The 19,527-nt window shown below is 33.7% G+C and carries 11 protein-coding genes; 5 read left to right on the top strand and 6 right to left on the bottom strand.

The window, feature by feature from the left end; all coding sequences use genetic code 11:
• Positions 1-2 precede the first annotated feature (2 nt).
• Entirely contained in the window at positions 3-5,987 is a 5,985-nt protein-coding gene (locus tag M9897_13810; GenBank protein ID MCO5269958.1) for an MG2 domain-containing protein, read from the bottom strand.
• 77 nt (positions 5,988-6,064) lie between these two features.
• Positions 6,065-8,452 carry a T9SS type A sorting domain-containing protein gene (locus M9897_13805; GenBank protein MCO5269957.1) on the bottom strand — a complete coding sequence of 796 codons (2,388 nt, stop codon included), beginning with the start codon at positions 8,450-8,452 and terminating at the stop codon, positions 6,065-6,067.
• A gap of 99 nt (positions 8,453-8,551) precedes the next feature.
• Here M9897_13805 and M9897_13800 point away from each other — a divergent pair, with 99 nt between their 5' ends.
• Complete coding sequence (locus M9897_13800; GenBank protein ID MCO5269956.1) at positions 8,552-10,540, top strand: tetratricopeptide repeat protein; 1,989 nt, start codon at positions 8,552-8,554, stop codon at positions 10,538-10,540.
• A 173-nt stretch (positions 10,541-10,713) separates the two neighbouring features.
• On the opposite strand, the gene trpS is transcribed toward M9897_13800, so the two are convergent.
• The gene (gene trpS / locus M9897_13795) at positions 10,714-11,685 is read right to left on the bottom strand and encodes a tryptophan--tRNA ligase (GenBank protein MCO5269955.1); all 972 of its coding nucleotides are present in this window, start codon (positions 11,683-11,685) and stop codon (positions 10,714-10,716) included.
• Positions 11,686-11,816: 131 nt separating this feature from the next.
• Between trpS and gatC the strand changes: the two genes are divergently transcribed.
• Genes gatC through M9897_13775 form a run of 4 tightly spaced genes read left to right on the top strand, consistent with a single transcriptional unit; the run spans position 11,817 to position 14,844 of the window.
• Positions 11,817-12,113: an Asp-tRNA(Asn)/Glu-tRNA(Gln) amidotransferase subunit GatC gene (gene gatC, locus M9897_13790; protein MCO5269954.1), complete on the top strand. Its 297-nt coding sequence runs from the start codon at positions 11,817-11,819 to the stop codon at positions 12,111-12,113.
• 3 nt (positions 12,114-12,116) lie between these two features.
• Positions 12,117-12,401, top strand: a complete 285-nt coding sequence (locus M9897_13785) for a hypothetical protein (GenBank protein MCO5269953.1) — start codon at positions 12,117-12,119, stop codon at positions 12,399-12,401.
• Positions 12,402-12,420: 19 nt separating this feature from the next.
• Positions 12,421-14,298 carry a sulfatase-like hydrolase/transferase gene (locus M9897_13780; protein MCO5269952.1) on the top strand — a complete coding sequence of 626 codons (1,878 nt, stop codon included), beginning with the start codon at positions 12,421-12,423 and terminating at the stop codon, positions 14,296-14,298.
• Between the two features lie 33 nt (positions 14,299-14,331).
• Positions 14,332-14,844: a DinB family protein gene (locus M9897_13775; protein MCO5269951.1), complete on the top strand. Its 513-nt coding sequence runs from the start codon at positions 14,332-14,334 to the stop codon at positions 14,842-14,844.
• 66 nt (positions 14,845-14,910) lie between these two features.
• Here M9897_13775 and accD read toward each other — a convergent pair whose 3' ends face one another.
• The 3 genes from accD to M9897_13760 form a co-directional block, all read right to left on the bottom strand.
• Positions 14,911-15,756, bottom strand: coding sequence for an acetyl-CoA carboxylase, carboxyltransferase subunit beta (gene accD, locus M9897_13770; GenBank protein ID MCO5269950.1), 846 nt, complete (start codon positions 15,754-15,756; stop codon positions 14,911-14,913).
• 36 nt (positions 15,757-15,792) lie between these two features.
• A complete protein-coding gene (fbaA, locus tag M9897_13765) occupies positions 15,793-16,863 on the bottom strand; it encodes a class II fructose-bisphosphate aldolase (GenBank protein MCO5269949.1) in 1,071 nt (356 codons plus the stop codon).
• Between the two features lie 101 nt (positions 16,864-16,964).
• Positions 16,965-19,418, bottom strand: a complete 2,454-nt coding sequence (locus M9897_13760) for a TonB-dependent receptor (GenBank protein MCO5269948.1) — start codon at positions 19,416-19,418, stop codon at positions 16,965-16,967.
• Positions 19,419-19,527 lie beyond the last annotated feature (109 nt).

Raw genomic sequence — 19,527 nt, 5'->3', positions numbered from 1 at the left:
AATTATTTAATTACTATCTCTTTCGTTCCACTATTTCCAGCAAAAGCAGGCGCATACAAGCATTGTACAGAAGCTAAACCACTATTAAATTCCCCACTGTGGGTTGCATACACTGTATAGGTGAATTTATAGGTGCCTTTTTCCATACGCTCCACAAAGAAATCCATAGAGGCATCTTTCGGACTCTGGTAATATACCACGCGATAATCCCAATGATATCCACTCGTAGTTTCTGCTGGTTCAAATCCTGCAGGACGTAAATCTTTGATGTAAACATATTCCAAATCTCTATCTACAGTGACCACTAACTCAATTTGTATTTTGTCTCCAATGCTAAATTGAGTAGCTTCAACACCTTCCTCTTTTTTGTCTCCTGGCACTATTCGTTTGTAAGTTTTAGTAATATACATAGCGCTATTTTGACTTGATTTCACCTTGCTTAAATCTTCGGTGTATTGCCAGAATAAACTCAATGCTGCCGGACCTTCACTTTGTTTCTCAATAGTCACATTCCCTAAATCTTTGGTTACATCTCCACCCGTCCAAGCATGCTTCACCTGCCCTAATCCTTCTGTATATTCAACTTGAATTTGATTATCACCTGTCTTATCTTGATATACTAATTCCTGATGACCCACAGTGATCTTTGGTGCGGGTGCTGTCTTTAAATAATCTTTATTGGTTAGTAAAATGGCAGCTATAGCATCCGCAGTTTCTGCACCTGTCTGCCACGCATTAGTTTCTTTGTTCAATATCAACCAAAATCGGGCATCATCTATAATTTCTTCGGAAGCATTTACTTCTTTCATGAACTGAATAATTGCAGCTTGGATGGAAATCTTATTATCAAACCAGTAATATCCAGAATTTTCTACCCAATACATTCCTATATTAGATTTCTTTTTCGCTCTATCTGTTAAAGATGATAAAATCAAGTTTGCTTCTTTATCAAATCCCTCTCGTTTAAAGTAGATTCCAGCTGTAGCTTGTGTATAGATACTAAATTTAGTCCAATCTTTCTTTAACTTACTTTGGTAGTAAGTAATTAACTCTTCAACACGAGAGGTCATCTTCAGTCCCATTAAGCTACGGATATACAACCAATTCACATCATAAATATTTAAACCATACTCAGCGTCTTTATCCTTCTTTAATGATTTCCATTTATTGTAGGCTTCGATTTGTTTATTCTCCACATATCTCTGAGCTCTTGTTGCAATAGCATCTACTTCCGTAGTTGAAACGCCAATTAATTTGAGTTCTGCAATTCTCAACACAATAATTTGAGTAATATATTCACTCGATCTCCCCTCTTTAAACCAAGAGAAACCGCCGTCAGGATTTTGCATTTTTCGCAATTCTGCAAGTAAGTTTCGTTGATTGTCTATCACTTGGTTTAACTCAAATAACACACCGATTCTTCTACGTTGTTCAGTTTCGTCTTGAGCATCAAGTACCCAAGGAGTTTCCTTCAATAAGATGTTCTTTACTTCTTCATTCTTTTCTAATTCACTCCAGAATACATCAGGGGTTTTATTTTTCCATTGATTAAAGATGGTTTGAATCTTTGGATTTTGTTCTATGATATATCGTGAAATAGCATTTGCATAATAGCTATTCATTAAAGAAATAACACTTTGATCTTCGCGCTTATTTAAGGAAGGTAAAGCCAAAATAGCATTCCAAGCAAGATTATCCGTATAATTGATGGTAAATGATTTGTTATCTAATGTGCTAGAGTTTTGGTTAACAAAAGCATCGAATTGAACTTGGGTTTTTCCCTTGTCTCGAATAATGGCGTGTTCTGTTTCTGTCACCAAAACTCGATTACTCAATATAGGAATGAGATTGCGTTCTCCGTCACTGAAGTTTTCATTGGAAGCAGTCAACGTATATTCCATTAAATCGTCTTCTCCTATCGATAAAGACCATTTTACATCTTTAGAAGAGTTAGCAGGAACAGTTAGAATTCTTTTAAAATCATCATCTGTAAACCAATTTAATTCTTTTTCTGTAATTGGATTTCGTAAGGATAAAGTTACTGTTACCACTTGTTCTTGATCGGTTAAATTTACCACTTTGGATGCAAAGTCAATTTTATCACCTCTTCGTAAAAAGCGTGTAGCATTGGCAGTAATCATCAGGTCCTTTTGTGCGACAATCTCTTTTTGAAAACTACCTGTCTGCATTGTTTTTGTGTGAGATAGCAAAAGCAATTTCCATTTTGTTAAAGATTCTGGAAGTGTAAAGTTCAACACATAATCATTAGAAGCATCCTTATAAATAGTCGGATAAAAGAAAGCTGTTTCATTAAAATTGGTTCTCAGTTGAGTTTTTTGCTCCGACCCAGTTGATTGTTCTTGTGGAATTTCAAGAGTGTCTTGTGATTTATCTTGGTCTTCTAGATTTTTGTACTCATTTTCCTCAGTAATAGACTCTAATTTTGCCATTAGGGGTATAGCAGCCATATCCTCACGTACTACAGTTGTAATCCCTCCGTTTCTTTTAGTATAATCACCATAATAGTTGTATCCGTTTAACACACGGTATGCTTGTATATCATAATTCCTTTTCCAATAGTCTGGAGATAAAATTCCAGAATAGCCTCCCCAGTTCATTCCATACAAATTTTTATAAGGATATGAAACGCTCAACTGACTACTCCAATTCTTTGCTATACTATACGAGTAATAAGGCCATAATCCCCAATTATTAGATGAATAGAGTTGGTCCAAAGACGCATCATACATAGCCGCGGCTAATTCGGCATCCACAGCATTTCCATCTTTATCTTTTACTGTAAAAGTCCATTGTTCTTTTGAACCGGGTTGCAGTTTATCTCTAAAAACTTTTGTTTGAATCGTTAATTCTTTATTATCATACGGCACATAAACACCTTCATCTACAAAATAAAACACACCGTTATAAAACAAGATGACATCCAAATTAATTCCTCCTCTATCTTCTTCTGTTACTTTATAAGTAGTTTTATAACGCTCATCTAATTTAACCCACTCCTGACTAAGTATCTTCCCTTTTCGGTGAAGAGTCACTAATGCCTCTGCTCCCTTAAAAGAAGATCCCACCATAAATGTTACTGAGTTCCCGACCTTCACTGTTGAAGCAGTAGTAAAAAGTGACAAAGAATTTTTATATGGCATCTTTTTACTATCTACATAAATAGCATAAGTCGTTGCTTCTGCAGTTAATTCATACTCTTCTTTCGTCTTAACCTTTGCTTTAAAGACGAATTCACCCTCCATTTCTGCTAAAAGCGTTTTCAACTCTAAAGTATCTCCTGATTTAAAATTTAGGGTTTTCACAAGTTGTAATTCTCCAGAATTATCGGCATAATCATCCCATCTGTTATAGGGGTATAGTTCTCCAAATTCTTTTTCTGAGATGCGACAATCTTCTGCATTGCTCCAGATACGATTCATAAATTTTGCAGGTTCAATCTTTTTATAGACTTCTAGTGTTCCCTTGTATTCACTTTGGGTTTTACCTGCCAGATTCACCACGTTAAGACTTACCTTTCCTTCTTCTGTATTTAGCCATCTGGAAGGCACATTCATATCTAATGCCAACCCTATTTCATTTAAAGTCATGGTAAGCGTTTCTTCATGTGTTTCTCCAGTTATATCAGTAACCTTTACACGAATTTCATAATAGTAATAGGCATATCTAAGCGCATTGGGATCTGTAGCCGAAAAGAACGAAATCTCAAATTCTCCATTCCCATCTGTATAAAGTGTATCCTCTTGTAACAAATCTCCTCCTCTATAAGATGGATAGAAATACCTCCAGTAATTACTCCAATTTCGATAAATTGAATACGTAACTTTTGCTCCTGAAATTGGATAACCTGCAAAAGCTTTGGTATTTCCTTTGAAACTAATAGTATCATTCAATCGTGCGGTTTGTTCCGGTTGATTTAATTTCAATTCAAAAGTTGGTCTTTTATATTCTTCTACTCGAACACTTGTATATGCAGAATTAGAACGATTATCATAAGAATATGTGGCTGTAATCTGGAAATTCCCTAATGAGGTTGTTTTAGGTAATTGAAAACTGCCATCAAAACTTCCAAATTCATTTGTTAGATAGGTATTTGTATAAATTTCCTGGTAGGATGCGTCTTTGACTGTCAACTTAATGGAGAGTCCTTTCTCAACCTGAAAATCATTGTCTTTTCCACTGTAAGTTATTCCTTTAAAATAAATCGTTTGTCCAGGTCTGTAGATGGTTCTATCCGTTAAAAGTTTTGTATTTGCTGTTTTAACTGTATTGTAGTTATACGCATACATAGAAGTACCAAGTTGCGAATTAACCGATTTTACAATAACAAAAAAAGAACTATTATTTCCACCTTGATGACAGTATAATCCTTTTGCATCTGTAGTTCCTTTCGTTACCAATTTATACCGTTCATTCCATCGATACACATATTCATAAATCTCTACAGTTGCACCTTTTACAGGTTTTCCTGTCTTTTGATCAACAACCAAAGTTGAGATTACACCATCATTCTTGGAAACTGTTGCACTAATATTGGTTACGTTTAACTTGGAGGACATCATTTGATAGTCTCTCCAAGCCCGATCATCTTTAGATAATTGTTTTAAATCCGTTTCATCTTCGGATAGAATAACGTAATACATCCCAACAGTTGAGATTTTATTTAATAATAACTCTGTAGATCTGGTTTGGAATAAGCCTTTATTTAACAAATCTATTTTCTGACTTGAAACCAACGTCATGTGGTTCCCTTTAAAATAATCTTTCAATGATTTTTCGTCCAAAGGATTAAAGTTATCCATCCGATAGATACGGATATATTGTGTCGAATAATTACGGTGCGAGATAAAAAGAGGAATAGCTTTTTCAGGAGTTGTTATATCTGGAATCTGAATGGAAATTTCTTTGTTTTTAATTACTTCAAGGGATGTTTCAATTTCATATTTAAAATCATTATTCGGATACAGGTTTATTTCTTGGGTTAACAAGTCAAACGCTTCTTTTATCAAGACCTCATTTTTCGGATTTGTTTTAAAATGATACTGTTTACCAAGATTATATTTGATTTTAGCAACTTCAAACAAAAATTTAGAACGTGCTTCACTCTTCTCAAAATAAGTAAATTCCTCCTGCCAGATCTTTTCCGCCCGTTCATCATTCATGGAATTCATAAAAGTATTCATGACATAATGTAGGCGATGGTAAACAGCAGTACTCAAAAATTCAGGATGATATCTATTATTTTTCTCAATTTGTTGATAAAGCTTGAGAATGTTACCCGTTAAATTTCTTTCAAAACTTTGTGTTAAGAAAACATCTGAATTAGCATACCAAGCATCTTCATCTTTCGAAGCATTTTTTAATACACCTTGATCTTTTAGTAAAGAAGTTTGATAAATTTCAACTAATTGGTAATTAAGATAATCCGACAGGGTTCTATAAGTATAGTTATTGTCTTTATCAATACCAAAAATGTCTATGTATGGATGTATATCAACCGTAGTAAAATTAATTGTACGTTTTTCAAGATTCTTAAGACGTTCCAGTACAAAATCATGGCGCACTTGTAAATCCCCTAAATTGAGTGAATCATACATTCTTACTTGTTCTCCATTATATCCAAACCAACTATAAAAACCAATTAATTCTCGAAGCATTACTACCTGAGTAATAGATTTAGCCGGTTCAAACAGTTGATCACTCGTTTTGAGTAACTGCATAAAAAGCTCTGCTTTTTCTTCAGCATCTAGGGGATAAACTATTTTCCCAAAGTAAGTATATGCTTTTGAAACAGTAACAGCATCCTTATTCTTCTGAGATATTGTTAAAATCTGCCATAATTCTTCTTGGGCTGCATTTGGTTGTTGAATTTTAATAAGACTATCTACTTTAGCAAATACATCTACTTTTTTCTGGGTCCATCCCAAAAAAGCAATTCCCATAAAAAGGAAGAAGAGTTTGAGTTTCATATCGATATTTTAATATGTTAAAAATAACAAAGATTATGCCATAGAACTTCAGATTTTATTGAGAATCAGAAAAATAGTTACTCTATAATTAACTTTTGGCTCCCTATGTGTTCTTCATTAACAAAAACAGATACTGAATACACTCCAGCTCTCAATTTTTCAATAGAAATAACATTTTGCGCCTCATTCATTGTCTCTTCTAATACTAATGCTCCTTTGGCATCATATATTTTTATACGATTCTGTTTAGTTTGTTCTGATAATTCAATTCGGATTTTCTTTTTGGCTGGATTTGGATAAATTTTCACTTTCCCTTGCGGCTTTTCCTTTTCTAACCATAAGGGTTTACGAGCGATAGCTAAGGTATATTCACCTTTATGAATTTCTGTTAGATTGATACGTCCACTTCCATCTGTTTTACTTCCTTGTGAAACGACTGTAAAATAATCATAGACACTCCACTCTTCTGATTGATTAGCTCTCCAGAGTACAACCAAACTATCTTCATTATGCATTTGTCCATTAGGTAGTTGTAACAATTCATTATCCAAGTTTCCTCCAGCAGCATCTTTTCCGGAAAAGATAAACTGTCCAGATGCTTTAAAACTATTAGAAAAAATACCGTCTATTTTCCAATAGCGATTTGGCGAAATAAGTAGAGCATCACGGATATATCCTTTTCGGATTGTATCGGGAGCTAATCTATAATGCTCTATGCGCACAAATGATGAATCTGATTCATTTTCAACTTTCAACGTAAAATAAGCATAATTCAAATTTTTGGTCACATTTGATTTTACAATTAATTCTTCGCCAGTTACAGCATTTACTAATTTATCATCTCCATTCAGGTAAACCATTACAGGATGAAAAGGCAGTAGTTGGGTAAAATTTGTATATTCTCCAGAACATACTTTTGTAAATGTTTGCTGATTCCAATTAGCATCCATAAACGTGATTTCAACCGGAACATCGGTAAACATGTGTGGAGCTTGAAATAGTTTTTGCTGAATAGAAACATCTACCTTAAATTGGCCTCCTTGAGGAGTAACTATAAATGAATCAACTTCAAATCCATTAAAACCGGGATTCAAAATATAATCGTCAAAAAAGGCATGCATATCTACTCCAGTAGCAGCTGTTAATGCATCTCTAAATTCTAGCGCATCAATATCTTTGTATTGATATGCATTTAACACCGATTTTAAACCGTTAAAGAAGGCAGCGTCCCCTAGATATGTACGCATATTATGAAACATGGTAGCTCCTTTGCTGTAGGAGTGAGAACCGTAGGTTACATTTTCAGGAACACCTGATAAAGGATAAAATCCTCCATCGTTATAATGCGCCTTTTGAATCACATCTAAATGAGTACTTTTTATATTGGAAATATACTTATCATATCCATATAAATCTTCTAAAAAGAGAGCTTCACTATAAGAGGCAGTTCCTTCATTTATCCACATATCTTCTGCCGTTCTACACGTAACCAAATCTCCCCACCAATGATGAGATAATTCATGTGCCATCATCGTTTCGTAAGTTAAGTTTCCATCAATGGCAAATAAAGGATACATAATATTTGTAGCATGCTCCATCGCACCAGCATTAAAAGGAACTGCGGTATAGCCTACTTTATTCCACAGATAAGGACCAAAACGAGTTTCATAGGTCGCTAAGGCATTGGGAAGATGAATGAATGAATTCTTTAACTTTGTGGTATCCTGTGGTTTGGCTGTTAACATAATAGGAATGATATGGCTGTCTAGCACGCTCATATAACTTTGATTTACATGAGTATATGGTGCAACTCCCACGCATGCTAAATAAGAAGGAATTTCTTCTTCCATTTTCCAAAAGCGGATATTTTCATTTGCAGGACCTACACTATCTTTCACAATAAACCCATTGCAATAGGCTGTATATCCTGTAGGTGAAATAATTTCAAAATCATACGTAGCTCTTTCTACAAAATTATCAAAACATGGATGCCATACACGTCCATAATTATGCGGCACATCTGCAAATCCGACTCCTTCATTATAAGCATAATCACCTTGGAAATAAAAGCCGCCAAAACCAGATGGATCCGTTTCCGGGATTCCATGATATTGAATCGCAATGACTTTTTCATCTCCTATATTCAAGGGATTCACGAAATTAGCTTTCAAAATAGAAGCAACATGCGAAAAAGTTAGAGGATCGCCATCCATTTCTATGGCATCTACAGTTAGTCCTTGCAAATCGAATGTAATACTATTCACATTATTCATTTTGGCTTTGAAGGTAATACTACATTCTCCAAACAGTTTTTGCTGCGACATTTGCAAAAAATCCAGTTTGATAGCATAATTTAAAACGTCAATTGTGTCGCTTCGTTTGTTATAGATCTCACTAGTTGTTTGAGCTAATAATGGATAAACTATCACGTTTATCAGAGCAATTAATATAACTATTTTTCTCACAAAGATTTCTTTTAGGTAATAATACAAAAAAAATAAAAGAAACCCTATTAAGGCAATTAGATTTGATTAGATTTGATTAAATTTCATTATTTTAGGCTTATGAAACGTCTTCATTTACTTTTCTTCTTTATTCTAATTGCACTTGGGTTAAATGCTCAAGGAGATGTTAGCTCTTGGAAAAATGAATTAAAGAAATGGGAAAACAAATCTGGAATTGAAGCTGATACAAACCTAATTAATATATACCATCAACTTGCCGAACAGAGTTTAATAAATAATCCGGATACTGCTCTTGTTTATTATACAAAGAGTCTGTTTTATTCCAATAAACATAACATTAAATCAAAAGAAGCAAAAAATTTAAATGGTATAGGAAAAGCATATTTCTTAAAAAGTGATTTTAATAAATCACTTGACTTTTATTATAAAGCCTTAAAGGTTAATGAAGAAATAGGAGATAAAGAAGGTCAGGCTGCTAATATGGGAAATATTGCTTTAGTACAAAGACAACTTGGAAATAAGAAGGGTACTTTAGAATATCACTTGAAAGCTCTTGAAATATATGAAGAGACAGGAAATAAGTCTGGACAAGCCGCAAATCTTAGTAATATTGGAATCTATTATAGAGATAAGAAAGATTATCTAAAAGCTCTTGAGTATTATTCTCTTTCTTTAAATATCAACGAGGAGATTAATAATATATCTGGGATTGGAACTAACATTGGAAACATTGCTATTATTTATGACTTATTAGGTGATTTCGAAAAATCAGAAGAATATTACAGTAAAGCTTTAGATATTAATCGTCAGACAGGAAATAATAGAGGACTAGCCATTAATTTAACCAACCTAGGTAAACTATACAACAAACAAAAGCTTTACAACAAGGCAGAAGACGTTACTCTACAGGCTTTGGTAATTGCTAAAGATCTTGGAGATAAATTATTAATTAGTAGCGTATATGATAATTTATCAGATACTTATGTGCATCTGAACAAACATAAAGAAGCATATAATGCTTTTCAACAATATATATTGTACACTGACAGTGTTTTAAATGATGAAAATCAGAAAGCAAGTATAGAAAAGGAGATGCAATATGAGTTCGATAAGAAAGAGGCTCTACAGAAGGCTGAACAAGAAAAAAAAGATGCTTTAAATGCTGAAAAATCAGAGAAACAAGTGTTGCAACGTAATAGTTTTATTATTGGATTTGTACTTCTGCTTTTACTAACAATAATTGTATTACGAAGTTATCGAAATAAGATGAAAGATAACGAAATAATTAGTCAACAGAAGAAAGAAGTAGAGATTCAGAAACAATTAGTCGAAGAGAAAAATCACGAAATTACGGACAGTATAACCTATGCTAAAAGAATACAATCTGCTATGCTCCCTCCTCTCCATCTTATCAAAAAAATCTTCCCCTATTCATTTGTTTTATTTAAACCAAAAGATATTGTAGCAGGCGATTTTTATTGGTTTCAAGAGAAAGAGGATAAACTCTTATTTGCTATCGTAGATTGTACAGAACACGGTGTGCCAGGAGCTATGGTTAGCGTTGTATGCAATCATGCATTAAATAGAAGTATTCGAGAATATAATTTAACTGATCCCGGAGAAATCTTAAACAAAATGAACGAACTACTTCTTCAAGAGTTTAAGAAAGATGAAAGTTTAATAAATGAAGGAATCAATATTTCACTTTGTTTACTCCAAAACAATCAATTAACTTGGTCTGGGGCAAATATTCCTCTTTGGATTATTCAGAAGGGGATTCCCCAAATAGAAGAATATGCACCCGCAAAACAAGTTATTGGAAAACATTCCAACTCCTTGCCATTTGAGACACATACCATTCAATTAAAGGAAGGTGATAGTATTTACACTTTTACAAATGGATACACTGGTCAAAAAGGTGGTGATGAAGGGAAAGAATTATCATCAGAACAGTTACGTGAATATCTACTTGATATACAGCATCATGAAATGGAAGTTCAAAAAGAGATACTTTCCAAAAAATTTGAGAAATGGAAAAACATGTATGAACAAACAGATGATGTATGCTTGATAGGAATACGGCTATAAAATTAATTTTAACCCGTTTTGCATGTATAAAAGGCTAATAAATCTAAATAATTATTCATGTATTTATTTGTAAAGTTTTAAAAAAATGAAAAATAATTTACAAATAGACCCCGAGCAACTGAAATCCTCGGGAGTAAAAATGATGAGAGGTTAACTATACTGAATCTCAAAATTCAATATCCCAGTTCTCGTCTAACTCTAAATAAAGTTTGATAGGCTATTTGCTTAGCTTTTTCAGCTCCTTTTCCTAAAATATCATCCACTTCTTCTTTATGTGTAATGAAGTAATTAAAACGTTCTCTTTGGACTTTATATTTCTCCATTATCAGCTCAAACAGAGCTTGTTTTGCATGTCCATACCCAAAATTTCCGGCTCTATATTTTTGAGCTAATTCTTCAATTTGAGTTGTATTTGCAATCAATTTATAAATAGTAAACACATTACATTTCTCTGGATCTTTTGGATCTTCCATGGGAGTGCTATCCGTCTCAATCTTCATTACTTGTTTTCTCAATTCTTTTTCAGGTAAGAAGATGTCTATAAAATTATTCCGTGATTTACTCATCTTTTCACCATCTGTCCCAGGAATAATCTGCACTTCTTGTTGAATAACGGCTTCTGGAAGAACAAATAAGTCTTTACCTATATGTGAGTTAATTTTTTGAGCTACATCCCGTGTCATCTCAAGATGTTGCAATTGATCCTTCCCTACAGGAACTTTTTCAGCATCATACATTAAAATATCAGCAGCCATTAACATCGGATAGGTAAAAAGTCCAGCATTCACATCTTGCATTCTATCTGCTTTATCCTTAAAAGAATGAGCTAGCATCAATCGATTATATTGAAAATAACACATTAAATACCAGGCTAACTCTGTTACCTCGGGCACATCACTTTGTCTATAAAAAACCGTTTTATCAGGGTTCAAACCAAAAGCCAGCCAAGCAGAAGCTACTGCATACGTGTTTTCACGCAATAATACACCGTCTTTAATAGCAGTCAATGAATGTAAATCAGCAATAAACAGGAAAGATTCATTCTCTCCTTTATTTGCCATATCAATAGCGGGAATGATGGCTCCTAATAAATTTCCTAAATGCGGAACACCTGTACTTTGAATTCCTGTTAAAACTCTACTCATAGTTTCTTTTATGATGTGTGTTACAAAAATAATGTTTTGTCAGACACTCAACCAAAGACTTGCATAATTAAAATCATTTTTATCTTAATCACTCAAAAAGAATCACTATTTTTGTTTCAAATACAGAGGACATGGAATTTAATGATGAATTAATCGATCATATATCTCAGTTGGCAAAACTTTCATTTTCAGGAGAGGAAAGAGAAGAAATCAAAGAAAATATGCAACGAATTCTTGATTTTATGGGAAAATTAGAAAAAGTAAACACAGACGATATAGAGCCTTTGATTTACCTATCTAATGAAATTAACATTCTGAGAGACGATGAGCCTAAAACATCTATTTCTCATGAAGAAATCTTGCTGAATGCTCCTAAAAAGGATTCAGATTACATCCGAATTCCTAAGGTTCTTGACAAAAATAGTTAATCTATGAGAAGCATTATTTTACTATCCCTCGTTTTCACCTTATTAGCCTGTAATTCCAATAATGGAAAATCTACAATTTGTGATTGTGTCGAAGCGGGACAGGCTGTGAATCAGTTATCTGAATCTTTCTTTTCACGAGAAGCTACACAAGAAGGAGCTGATAGTTTGCATCTTTTAATTGAGAAAAGGGATTCTGTTTGCAAAACTTTTCAAGAAATGGATGCTATTGAATTGCAAGAAAAAGCTAAAGAATGTGCTTCTTTAGAAATTGAAACAGAAGAAAAATAAGAGAAATCTCTTTTTGGACATGAATATCTGGTTGAGAATACTACGCAATTTTGCCTTCCTTCTTCTTTTTTGGATATTAGTTTTTGACTTTCAACGTATTCTTTTTTCTATTCATAATCTAGATAGACTCTCAGGTACTAGCTTTTGGGAATGGATTCAAGTATTTTTCCAATCTATTCGCTTGGATATTACTACTGGAAGTTTACTCAGTGCTATTCCACTTATTCTAATTACGGTTTACTCGCTATTTCCTAAAAGAATATTAATTTACTTATTTAAGCTCTTCATAATCATTGAATTATTACTTGTTGTATTTATTCATTCCGGAGAAATAAATGCGTATGCAGAGTGGAATTCAAAACTAAGCGCCCGGGTATTTGTGCACCTCATCAATCCTGATGAAGTATTTAGAACAGCTGATTATAGTATGACTATTTGGTTTGTTGTCTATAGTATTTTAGAAATTATTTTTGGAATTAAAATACTTAATTGGCTATTTAAACAAATCCCCGAGCAGCCAAAGATATCTTGGAAGCTAAAGACTGTCATTCTCATACCTATTTTACCTCTATTACTTGGATTTTATTTTCTATTTGCGCGAGGTGGTTGGCAACAGATACCCATTAATATTGATGCAGCCTATTATTCCAAGAATTATGTTCTCAATGATGTCTCGGTAAATTCTCCTTATTTCTTTGGGAAGAGCTTTATACTTTATCGTCGTTCAAATATTGGTGAGTTTTTAAGTAATTATAAGGAAAGTGAAATCGAACAAATACTTCATGATTTTTATACCTATGACAAGACCTCAGAGATAGAAATTTTAAATACGAAAAAGCCAAATATTATTTTTCTAATTCTCGAAAGTTGGACAGCTAAGGTCAGTAACCGAATTACAGGAGAACCCGGAGCTTCTCCCGAATTTGATAGTCTTTCAAAAGAGGGAATCTTATTTACAAATATTTATTCTACATCGACTACATCTGAAGTAGGAAATTCTAGTATTTTCTCAGGTTATCCTGCATTACCAGAAATCTTTATCACCATGCAACCGGCTAAACATCGTAAACTCACTGCCCTAAATCAAACATTAAAACCATTGGGATATACGGCGGGATTTTACTTTAGTGGAGATTTAAAATATGGAAATATTGGCAGCTATTTTAATGACCATGGGTTTGAACGCATTCACGACGAATCTGATTTCCCTACAGGATATAGAAAGGGAAAACTCAATTATTATGATGAAGATTTATTCAAGTTATTCTTACACGAAATCAATCAACAAAAGGAACCATTTTTAGAATGTGCTTTTACGGGAAGTACTCATTCTCCCTATGACTGCCCTGCTCCACGAAAAGCAAAATGGAAAGGGAAAGAGGCAGACTTTATGAATTCTGTTTTATATGCCGATGAATGTATATCTGATTTTATAAAGAATGCCAGTAAAGAACCGTGGTATCAAAATACGTTATTCGTTATTGTAGCTGATCATGGGCATGCCTCTCCGTATGAGACCAACCCAAATAGTTCTGAATTCTACCATATCCCTCTCCTTTTTTATGGACCTGCTTTGAAAGATGAAGTTAAAGGCTTAGTTATTGACAAGATAGGTTCACAATCGGATATCGCTCAAACGCTGCTACAACAACTAAATATTCAAACAGATGATTATCCTTGGAGCAAAAATCTTTTAAGTGCAGAAACACCTCCTTATGCTTTGCATGCCACTACTAGAGGGTTTGGTTGGGTATCTCCTCGGGGTAAATTTACCTTCCATCTTGATTATCAGAAATATTTAACCAATACTTTTGAATCAGAAGAAGCTTTGAGTGAGGAACGCAAAAGATGTGATGCGCTCATGCAATTACTCTATAAACAATACCTAGACTTATAATAAATAGTTAACTTTAGAACAAAATCATTCCATATGAAAATCAATATTCCATCCAATGAGTATCCCGAATATTTCAAACACTATTTGGAATTAGTAGATAGCGATTTACAAGAAGAATTAGAATCGCAATTAGAAAACTATGTTCAATTTGTTAGAAACATCCCAAAAGACAAAGAATTATTCAGCTACGCACCTGGAAAGTGGACAGTGAAAGAAATTATTGGACACAATACTGACACCGAACGTGTCAAGTTAAACTGTGCTTTCCGTATTGCACGCAACGACAAATCTCCTATCCCTGGCTTTGATGAAGACGCTTATGTGCTTGCTACTAATTTCAACGATCGTACAATGGATGACCTTATTGAAGAATTTATTTTGGTAAGAAAAGGAGCCATCGCTCTTTTTAAATCTTTACGGGATGAAGATTTAAAACAAATGGGAATCGCTTCAAATAAGCCTATAAGTTCACGCGCATTGTTTGCCTTTTTAGTAGGACATGTAAGGCATCATGAGATTTTCCTAAAGGAACATTACTTGAAATAAGATAGTGAGGCATTTTATTAAGCTTATGACAAAAAAAATCTCCACTTAAGTGGAGATTTTAATTTTTTAGTTCATAAATAAACGAACGGATTTAGATAATTCCTCTCTCAAATTTTGTCTTTCTACGATATAATCAAGGAAGCCATGTTCTAGTACGAATTCAGAACGTTGGAATCCCATAGGTAAATCATGTCCAATGGTTTCTTTCACAACACGTGGCCCTGCAAAAGCAATTAACGCATCCGGCTCTGCAATATTAATATCTCCAAGCATAGCAAAAGAAGCAGTTACACCTCCCGTTGTTGGATCAGTCAAAAATGAAATATATGGTAGTTTTGCTTCTGATAATTGATTTAGCTTAGCACTCACCTTTGCCATTTGCATTAATGAAAGTCCAGCTTCCATCATTCTAGCGCCTCCTGACTTAGAAATAATCATAAAAGGTGCCTTTAATTTAATTGCTTTATCAATAGCACGAGCAATCTTCTCACCTACCACAGAGCCTAAAGAACCTCCAATAAATTTGAAATCCATGGCAGCAATTACAAACTCTTGCCCATCGATAGTTCCGTGTGCAGTGCGGATTGCATCTTTCAATCCTGTTTTTGCTTGAGTATCTTTGATTCGGTCAACATATTTCTTCGTATCTGAAAAATTTAAAGGATCACCTGAAGTTAGATTCTTATCTAATTCTTTATATTTCCCATCATCAAATAAAATTTGGAAATATTCCTCAGAACCAATTTTCTCATGATAACTACAACGTTCACATGTATAGAGATGAGCTGCATGATCATCAGAAGGAATCACTGTCTGACATTTCGGGCATTTATACCAAAGTCCTTCTGGAGTTTCTTTCTTATCTTTTGTGGAAGTTTGAATTCCCTCATTTTTTCTTTTAAACCAATCGATAGCCATTTTATTCAGTTTTATATTAGAGAAATATTTCTATTTCAATGTATTCACATTATTTAAATCTTCAAAAGACTGAGTTAATCTCTTTACAAAAGTGAGCTCTCCATCTCTCAACCACTTGCGCGGATCATAATATTTTTTATTAGGCTTTTCTTCTCCCTCTGGGTTACCAATCTGAGACCCTAAATAGTCTTTATATTTAGTCATATAGTCACGGACGCCTTCATTAAATGCATATTGAAGATCTGTATCCAAGTTCATTTTTATAACACCATAATCAATTGCCTCACGAATTTCAGCTAATGTAGAACCCGATCCTCCATGAAAAACAAAGTCAACTGGGTTGGAACCAGTATTATATTTATTCTGAATATAGTCTTGTGAATTTTTCAAGATTTTAGGAGAAAGAACTACATTCCCAGGTTTATATACCCCGTGAACATTACCAAAAGCAGCAGCAATCGTAAACTGGTCGCTTACTTTTAATAGTTCCTCATAAGCATAAGCAACTTCTTCTGGTTGCGTATATAATAATTTATTATCAACGTTCGTATTATCAACTCCATCTTCTTCTCCACCAGTAATACCTAATTCAATTTCAAGAGTCATTCCCATTTTACTCATTCTTTCAAGATATCGTTTGCTTATTTCAATATTCTCTTTAAGAGGTTCTTCAGATAAATCAAGCATATGTGAACTAAAAAGAGGTTTTCCAGTTCGTTTAAATTCTTCTTCACTTGCATCTAATAAACCGTCTAACCAAGGCAATAATTTTTTAGCACAGTGATCTGTATGAAGAATTACTGTTGCTCCATACATTTCAGCTAATAGATGTACATGACGAGCCCCAGCAATTGTTCCAGCAATAGCAGCCTTCTCATTAGCATTATCTAAAAATTTCCCAGCATTAAAAACTCCACCTCCATTGGAGAATTGAATAATGATAGGACCATTTACCTTAGCTGCAGTTTCCATAGCTGCATTAATAGTGCAAGAATTCACAACGTTTACAGCAGGTAATGCAAATTTATTTTCCTTTGCATATTTGAATATTGCTTGAACATCTTTTCCTAAAGCAACACCCGGTTTAATTGAATGAGTCATATTCTTTTTAGATTTTGGGAATGCAAAGTTACAAATAAGTTTTATAGGGATGAAATCTGAATGAAGATTTCCTTCAATCTAACATAATTTATAGATTCCATTTAGAATCGGTAAGATAGACTTACAGAATAATTCAATGGTGTTATCCTGTTTACTGTAACCAGTCGATATGATTGATAGCCAATGCTATTTGTAATATTATTCACATTTAAACGTATATTAAACCCTCTCAATATTGGGTTATTTGAATAAACAAAATCATAACCTAAGTTAGCATTTAGAGTGTAATACGCTTTCTGATCCCAAGGTTCTAGACCTGGTACAATACCATGATACTCAGTTTGAGCGTTCGTCCAATCATTATGTGCCATTTTCCCTATATAATAGAAACCTACCCCCATGGACAAACCTTTTAATACAGATTTTGAATTGAATGAATAATTCACATACGCATTAGCCGTATAATCTGGTATATTCTTAACAGAAGATCCATTTGTAAACTTAGTAGATTCTTTATATACACCTTCCATCTTTGCAAAACCTACTGCTAAATACCAGTTTTCTCCAATCTGTCCGATGACATCCACCTCTATTCCTTGGTAAACAGCTAATCCACCTTTAAAATAATAATTCTGTAGCTCAATAACACCGGTATTTTCATTACGAATGGCAGCCTGCATATTCATCCCATTATTAATAGTTCTATAATAAACAGCACTAGCTCGGAGGCGTTTGTTAAACCATGAAGTTTTAATTCCTGTTTCAAACTGCTGAAAAGTTTCTGCCCCAAGAGGTTTATTATTTTCATCTAAGAACTGAGCATTTTGAGGATCTGACGTATTTGTATAATTTCCGAAGAGGCTAATCTCTTTCCATAATCTCACTTTTAAGCCAGCATAGGGATTCAAATAAAAGCCCGTTAAGGTAGTTGCTGCCGTTGGTGTTGAACTTCTACTTGTACCTAATCTTACACCACCCATTATAGTAACTCTATCAGCAATATCAATAATCTCTTGTGCGGAAATACCCGTACTGACGGTAGTAGTAAGCGTTGTGCTTAGTAATGAAAAATCTTTCAAATTTTTAGGCAAATCATTAGTTACTCTCTCCAACACATCTATAGTATCAATCACCATGGAGTTAAACTTTCGCTCTTCTACATTATAAGTTCTAAAATCAAAACCAGCTTGAAATGTGTGTGTTACAATTCCCGTTTGAATATGGTCTCCTACTAAATCAATCTGAGCTACAAAATTTTTATCAGAATGTTCTTTAGATCTTTCAATTGAACGTTTATAAATCGTATTTTGAAATTCATTTACCTTTACATGATTAATTGAATCTATTGCTGATAAAGCAGAAGATGTTCCTCGAGAATCATAATTTGAGTAAATAGCTGTTCCACGAATATATAGTTTAGGCAGCAAATTACGTTTCACACGAAGTGAAGAGGTCAATAGTTTTTGCGTAATATTATTGCCTATAAAGCCTAAAAATTGATCTTGTGGTAGCTCGTACAGTTCATTTCGTTCATTTTGAGGGTCGAGATTCACAGTACCAGGATCAAAGGTCTGAGATATATTATAATAATCCATTTCTAAGATAATATTTGTTTTATTATCAGGTCTAAAAGCTAAAGAAGGGTTGATATAAAAACTCTCCTTCCCTACTCCTTTTATGTTTTGATAATTCCTAGCGTTTTCATAAGCTCCATCTATTCGAAAAGCAGCTTTATTATTTTTCCCAATTAAACCTTCAATATCAAAAGTTGGACGATAGGAGTTAAAAGAGGCATATCTCATGGATACTTTCCCTTGGTTGACAAAACGTGGATTTTTAGTTACAAGATTAATCATACCACCTGCATTTCCGTAACTAGTAGCAGCCCCCATGTTTAGAGAATTTGCTCCTTTTATGACCTGTACTGATTCTATCCCTTCAAAATCAGAGGCAAATCCACGACCTCCCGTATCTTTAGAAATGAGTATCCCATTTTTTAAGAGTGGTACCCCTCTAAAACCTCGAATAGACATGGACTGTCTAACACCACCATGAGTTGCAAAAACTGAAATACCAGAGATATTACGTGTGGCATCTGACACCTGTTGTGCATCTTGCATTGTGAATAACATCTCATCAAGCACATAAGTATTTTGAATTTGATCCGCTGGATTTATAGGAATTCTGGTAATCGCTTCTATATCGTTTTGACGTTTATTTTGATTTCCTATAACTTCCAACTCTCCATAAGTTATAATAGGAATAGTTAAAATATGGTCTACCTTCTTATGATGCGTTTCAATATTAATTTGTACAGAGTCAGGTGCAAATGACTCATGATTAAAAATTAGCATATATTTCCCATAAGAAACTCCTTCTAATTGATACTCTCCATCTTCGTTTGTAGTAGAAGTATAATCTGTGTTTTTTAGGGATACCTTTACATGAGTAATTGGTGCATTCTGTTTATTCGTTATTTTACCTGTAACAGTTCCAGTTTGAGCAAAAGACAAACATCCAATAAGAAATGTTGAAAAAAAGAAAAAAATACGCATTCTAACTTTATTTAGATTAAATACAAATAATTTTTGCAAAAATAGATATGCAATATCGGTAGGACAATACCTCTAAAATGGTATTTTAAATAAAAAAGAGAGGCTAACG

The sequence above is a fragment of the Brumimicrobium sp. genome (assembly GCA_023957385.1).
GTDB lineage: Bacteria > Bacteroidota > Bacteroidia > Flavobacteriales_D > Crocinitomicaceae > Brumimicrobium.
This window is presented reverse-complemented; position numbering and strand designations above follow the sequence as displayed.

Excerpts from the sequence above, each read along its gene's own strand:
- M9897_13775 (MCO5269951.1), top strand. The coding sequence starts at position 14,332 with ATGAAAATCAATATTCCATCCAATGAGTATCCCGAATATTTCAAACAC.
- M9897_13785 (MCO5269953.1), top strand. The coding sequence starts at position 12,117 with ATGAGAAGCATTATTTTACTATCCCTCGTTTTCACCTTATTAGCCTGT.
- M9897_13810 (MCO5269958.1), bottom strand. The coding sequence starts at position 5,987 with ATGAAACTCAAACTCTTCTTCCTTTTTATGGGAATTGCTTTTTTGGGA.
- gatC (MCO5269954.1), top strand. The coding sequence starts at position 11,817 with ATGGAATTTAATGATGAATTAATCGATCATATATCTCAGTTGGCAAAA.
- trpS (MCO5269955.1), bottom strand. The coding sequence starts at position 11,685 with ATGAGTAGAGTTTTAACAGGAATTCAAAGTACAGGTGTTCCGCATTTA.
- M9897_13780 (MCO5269952.1), top strand. The coding sequence starts at position 12,421 with ATGAATATCTGGTTGAGAATACTACGCAATTTTGCCTTCCTTCTTCTT.
- M9897_13800 (MCO5269956.1), top strand. The coding sequence starts at position 8,552 with ATGAAACGTCTTCATTTACTTTTCTTCTTTATTCTAATTGCACTTGGG.
- fbaA (MCO5269949.1), bottom strand. The coding sequence starts at position 16,863 with ATGACTCATTCAATTAAACCGGGTGTTGCTTTAGGAAAAGATGTTCAA.
- M9897_13760 (MCO5269948.1), bottom strand. The coding sequence starts at position 19,418 with ATGCGTATTTTTTTCTTTTTTTCAACATTTCTTATTGGATGTTTGTCT.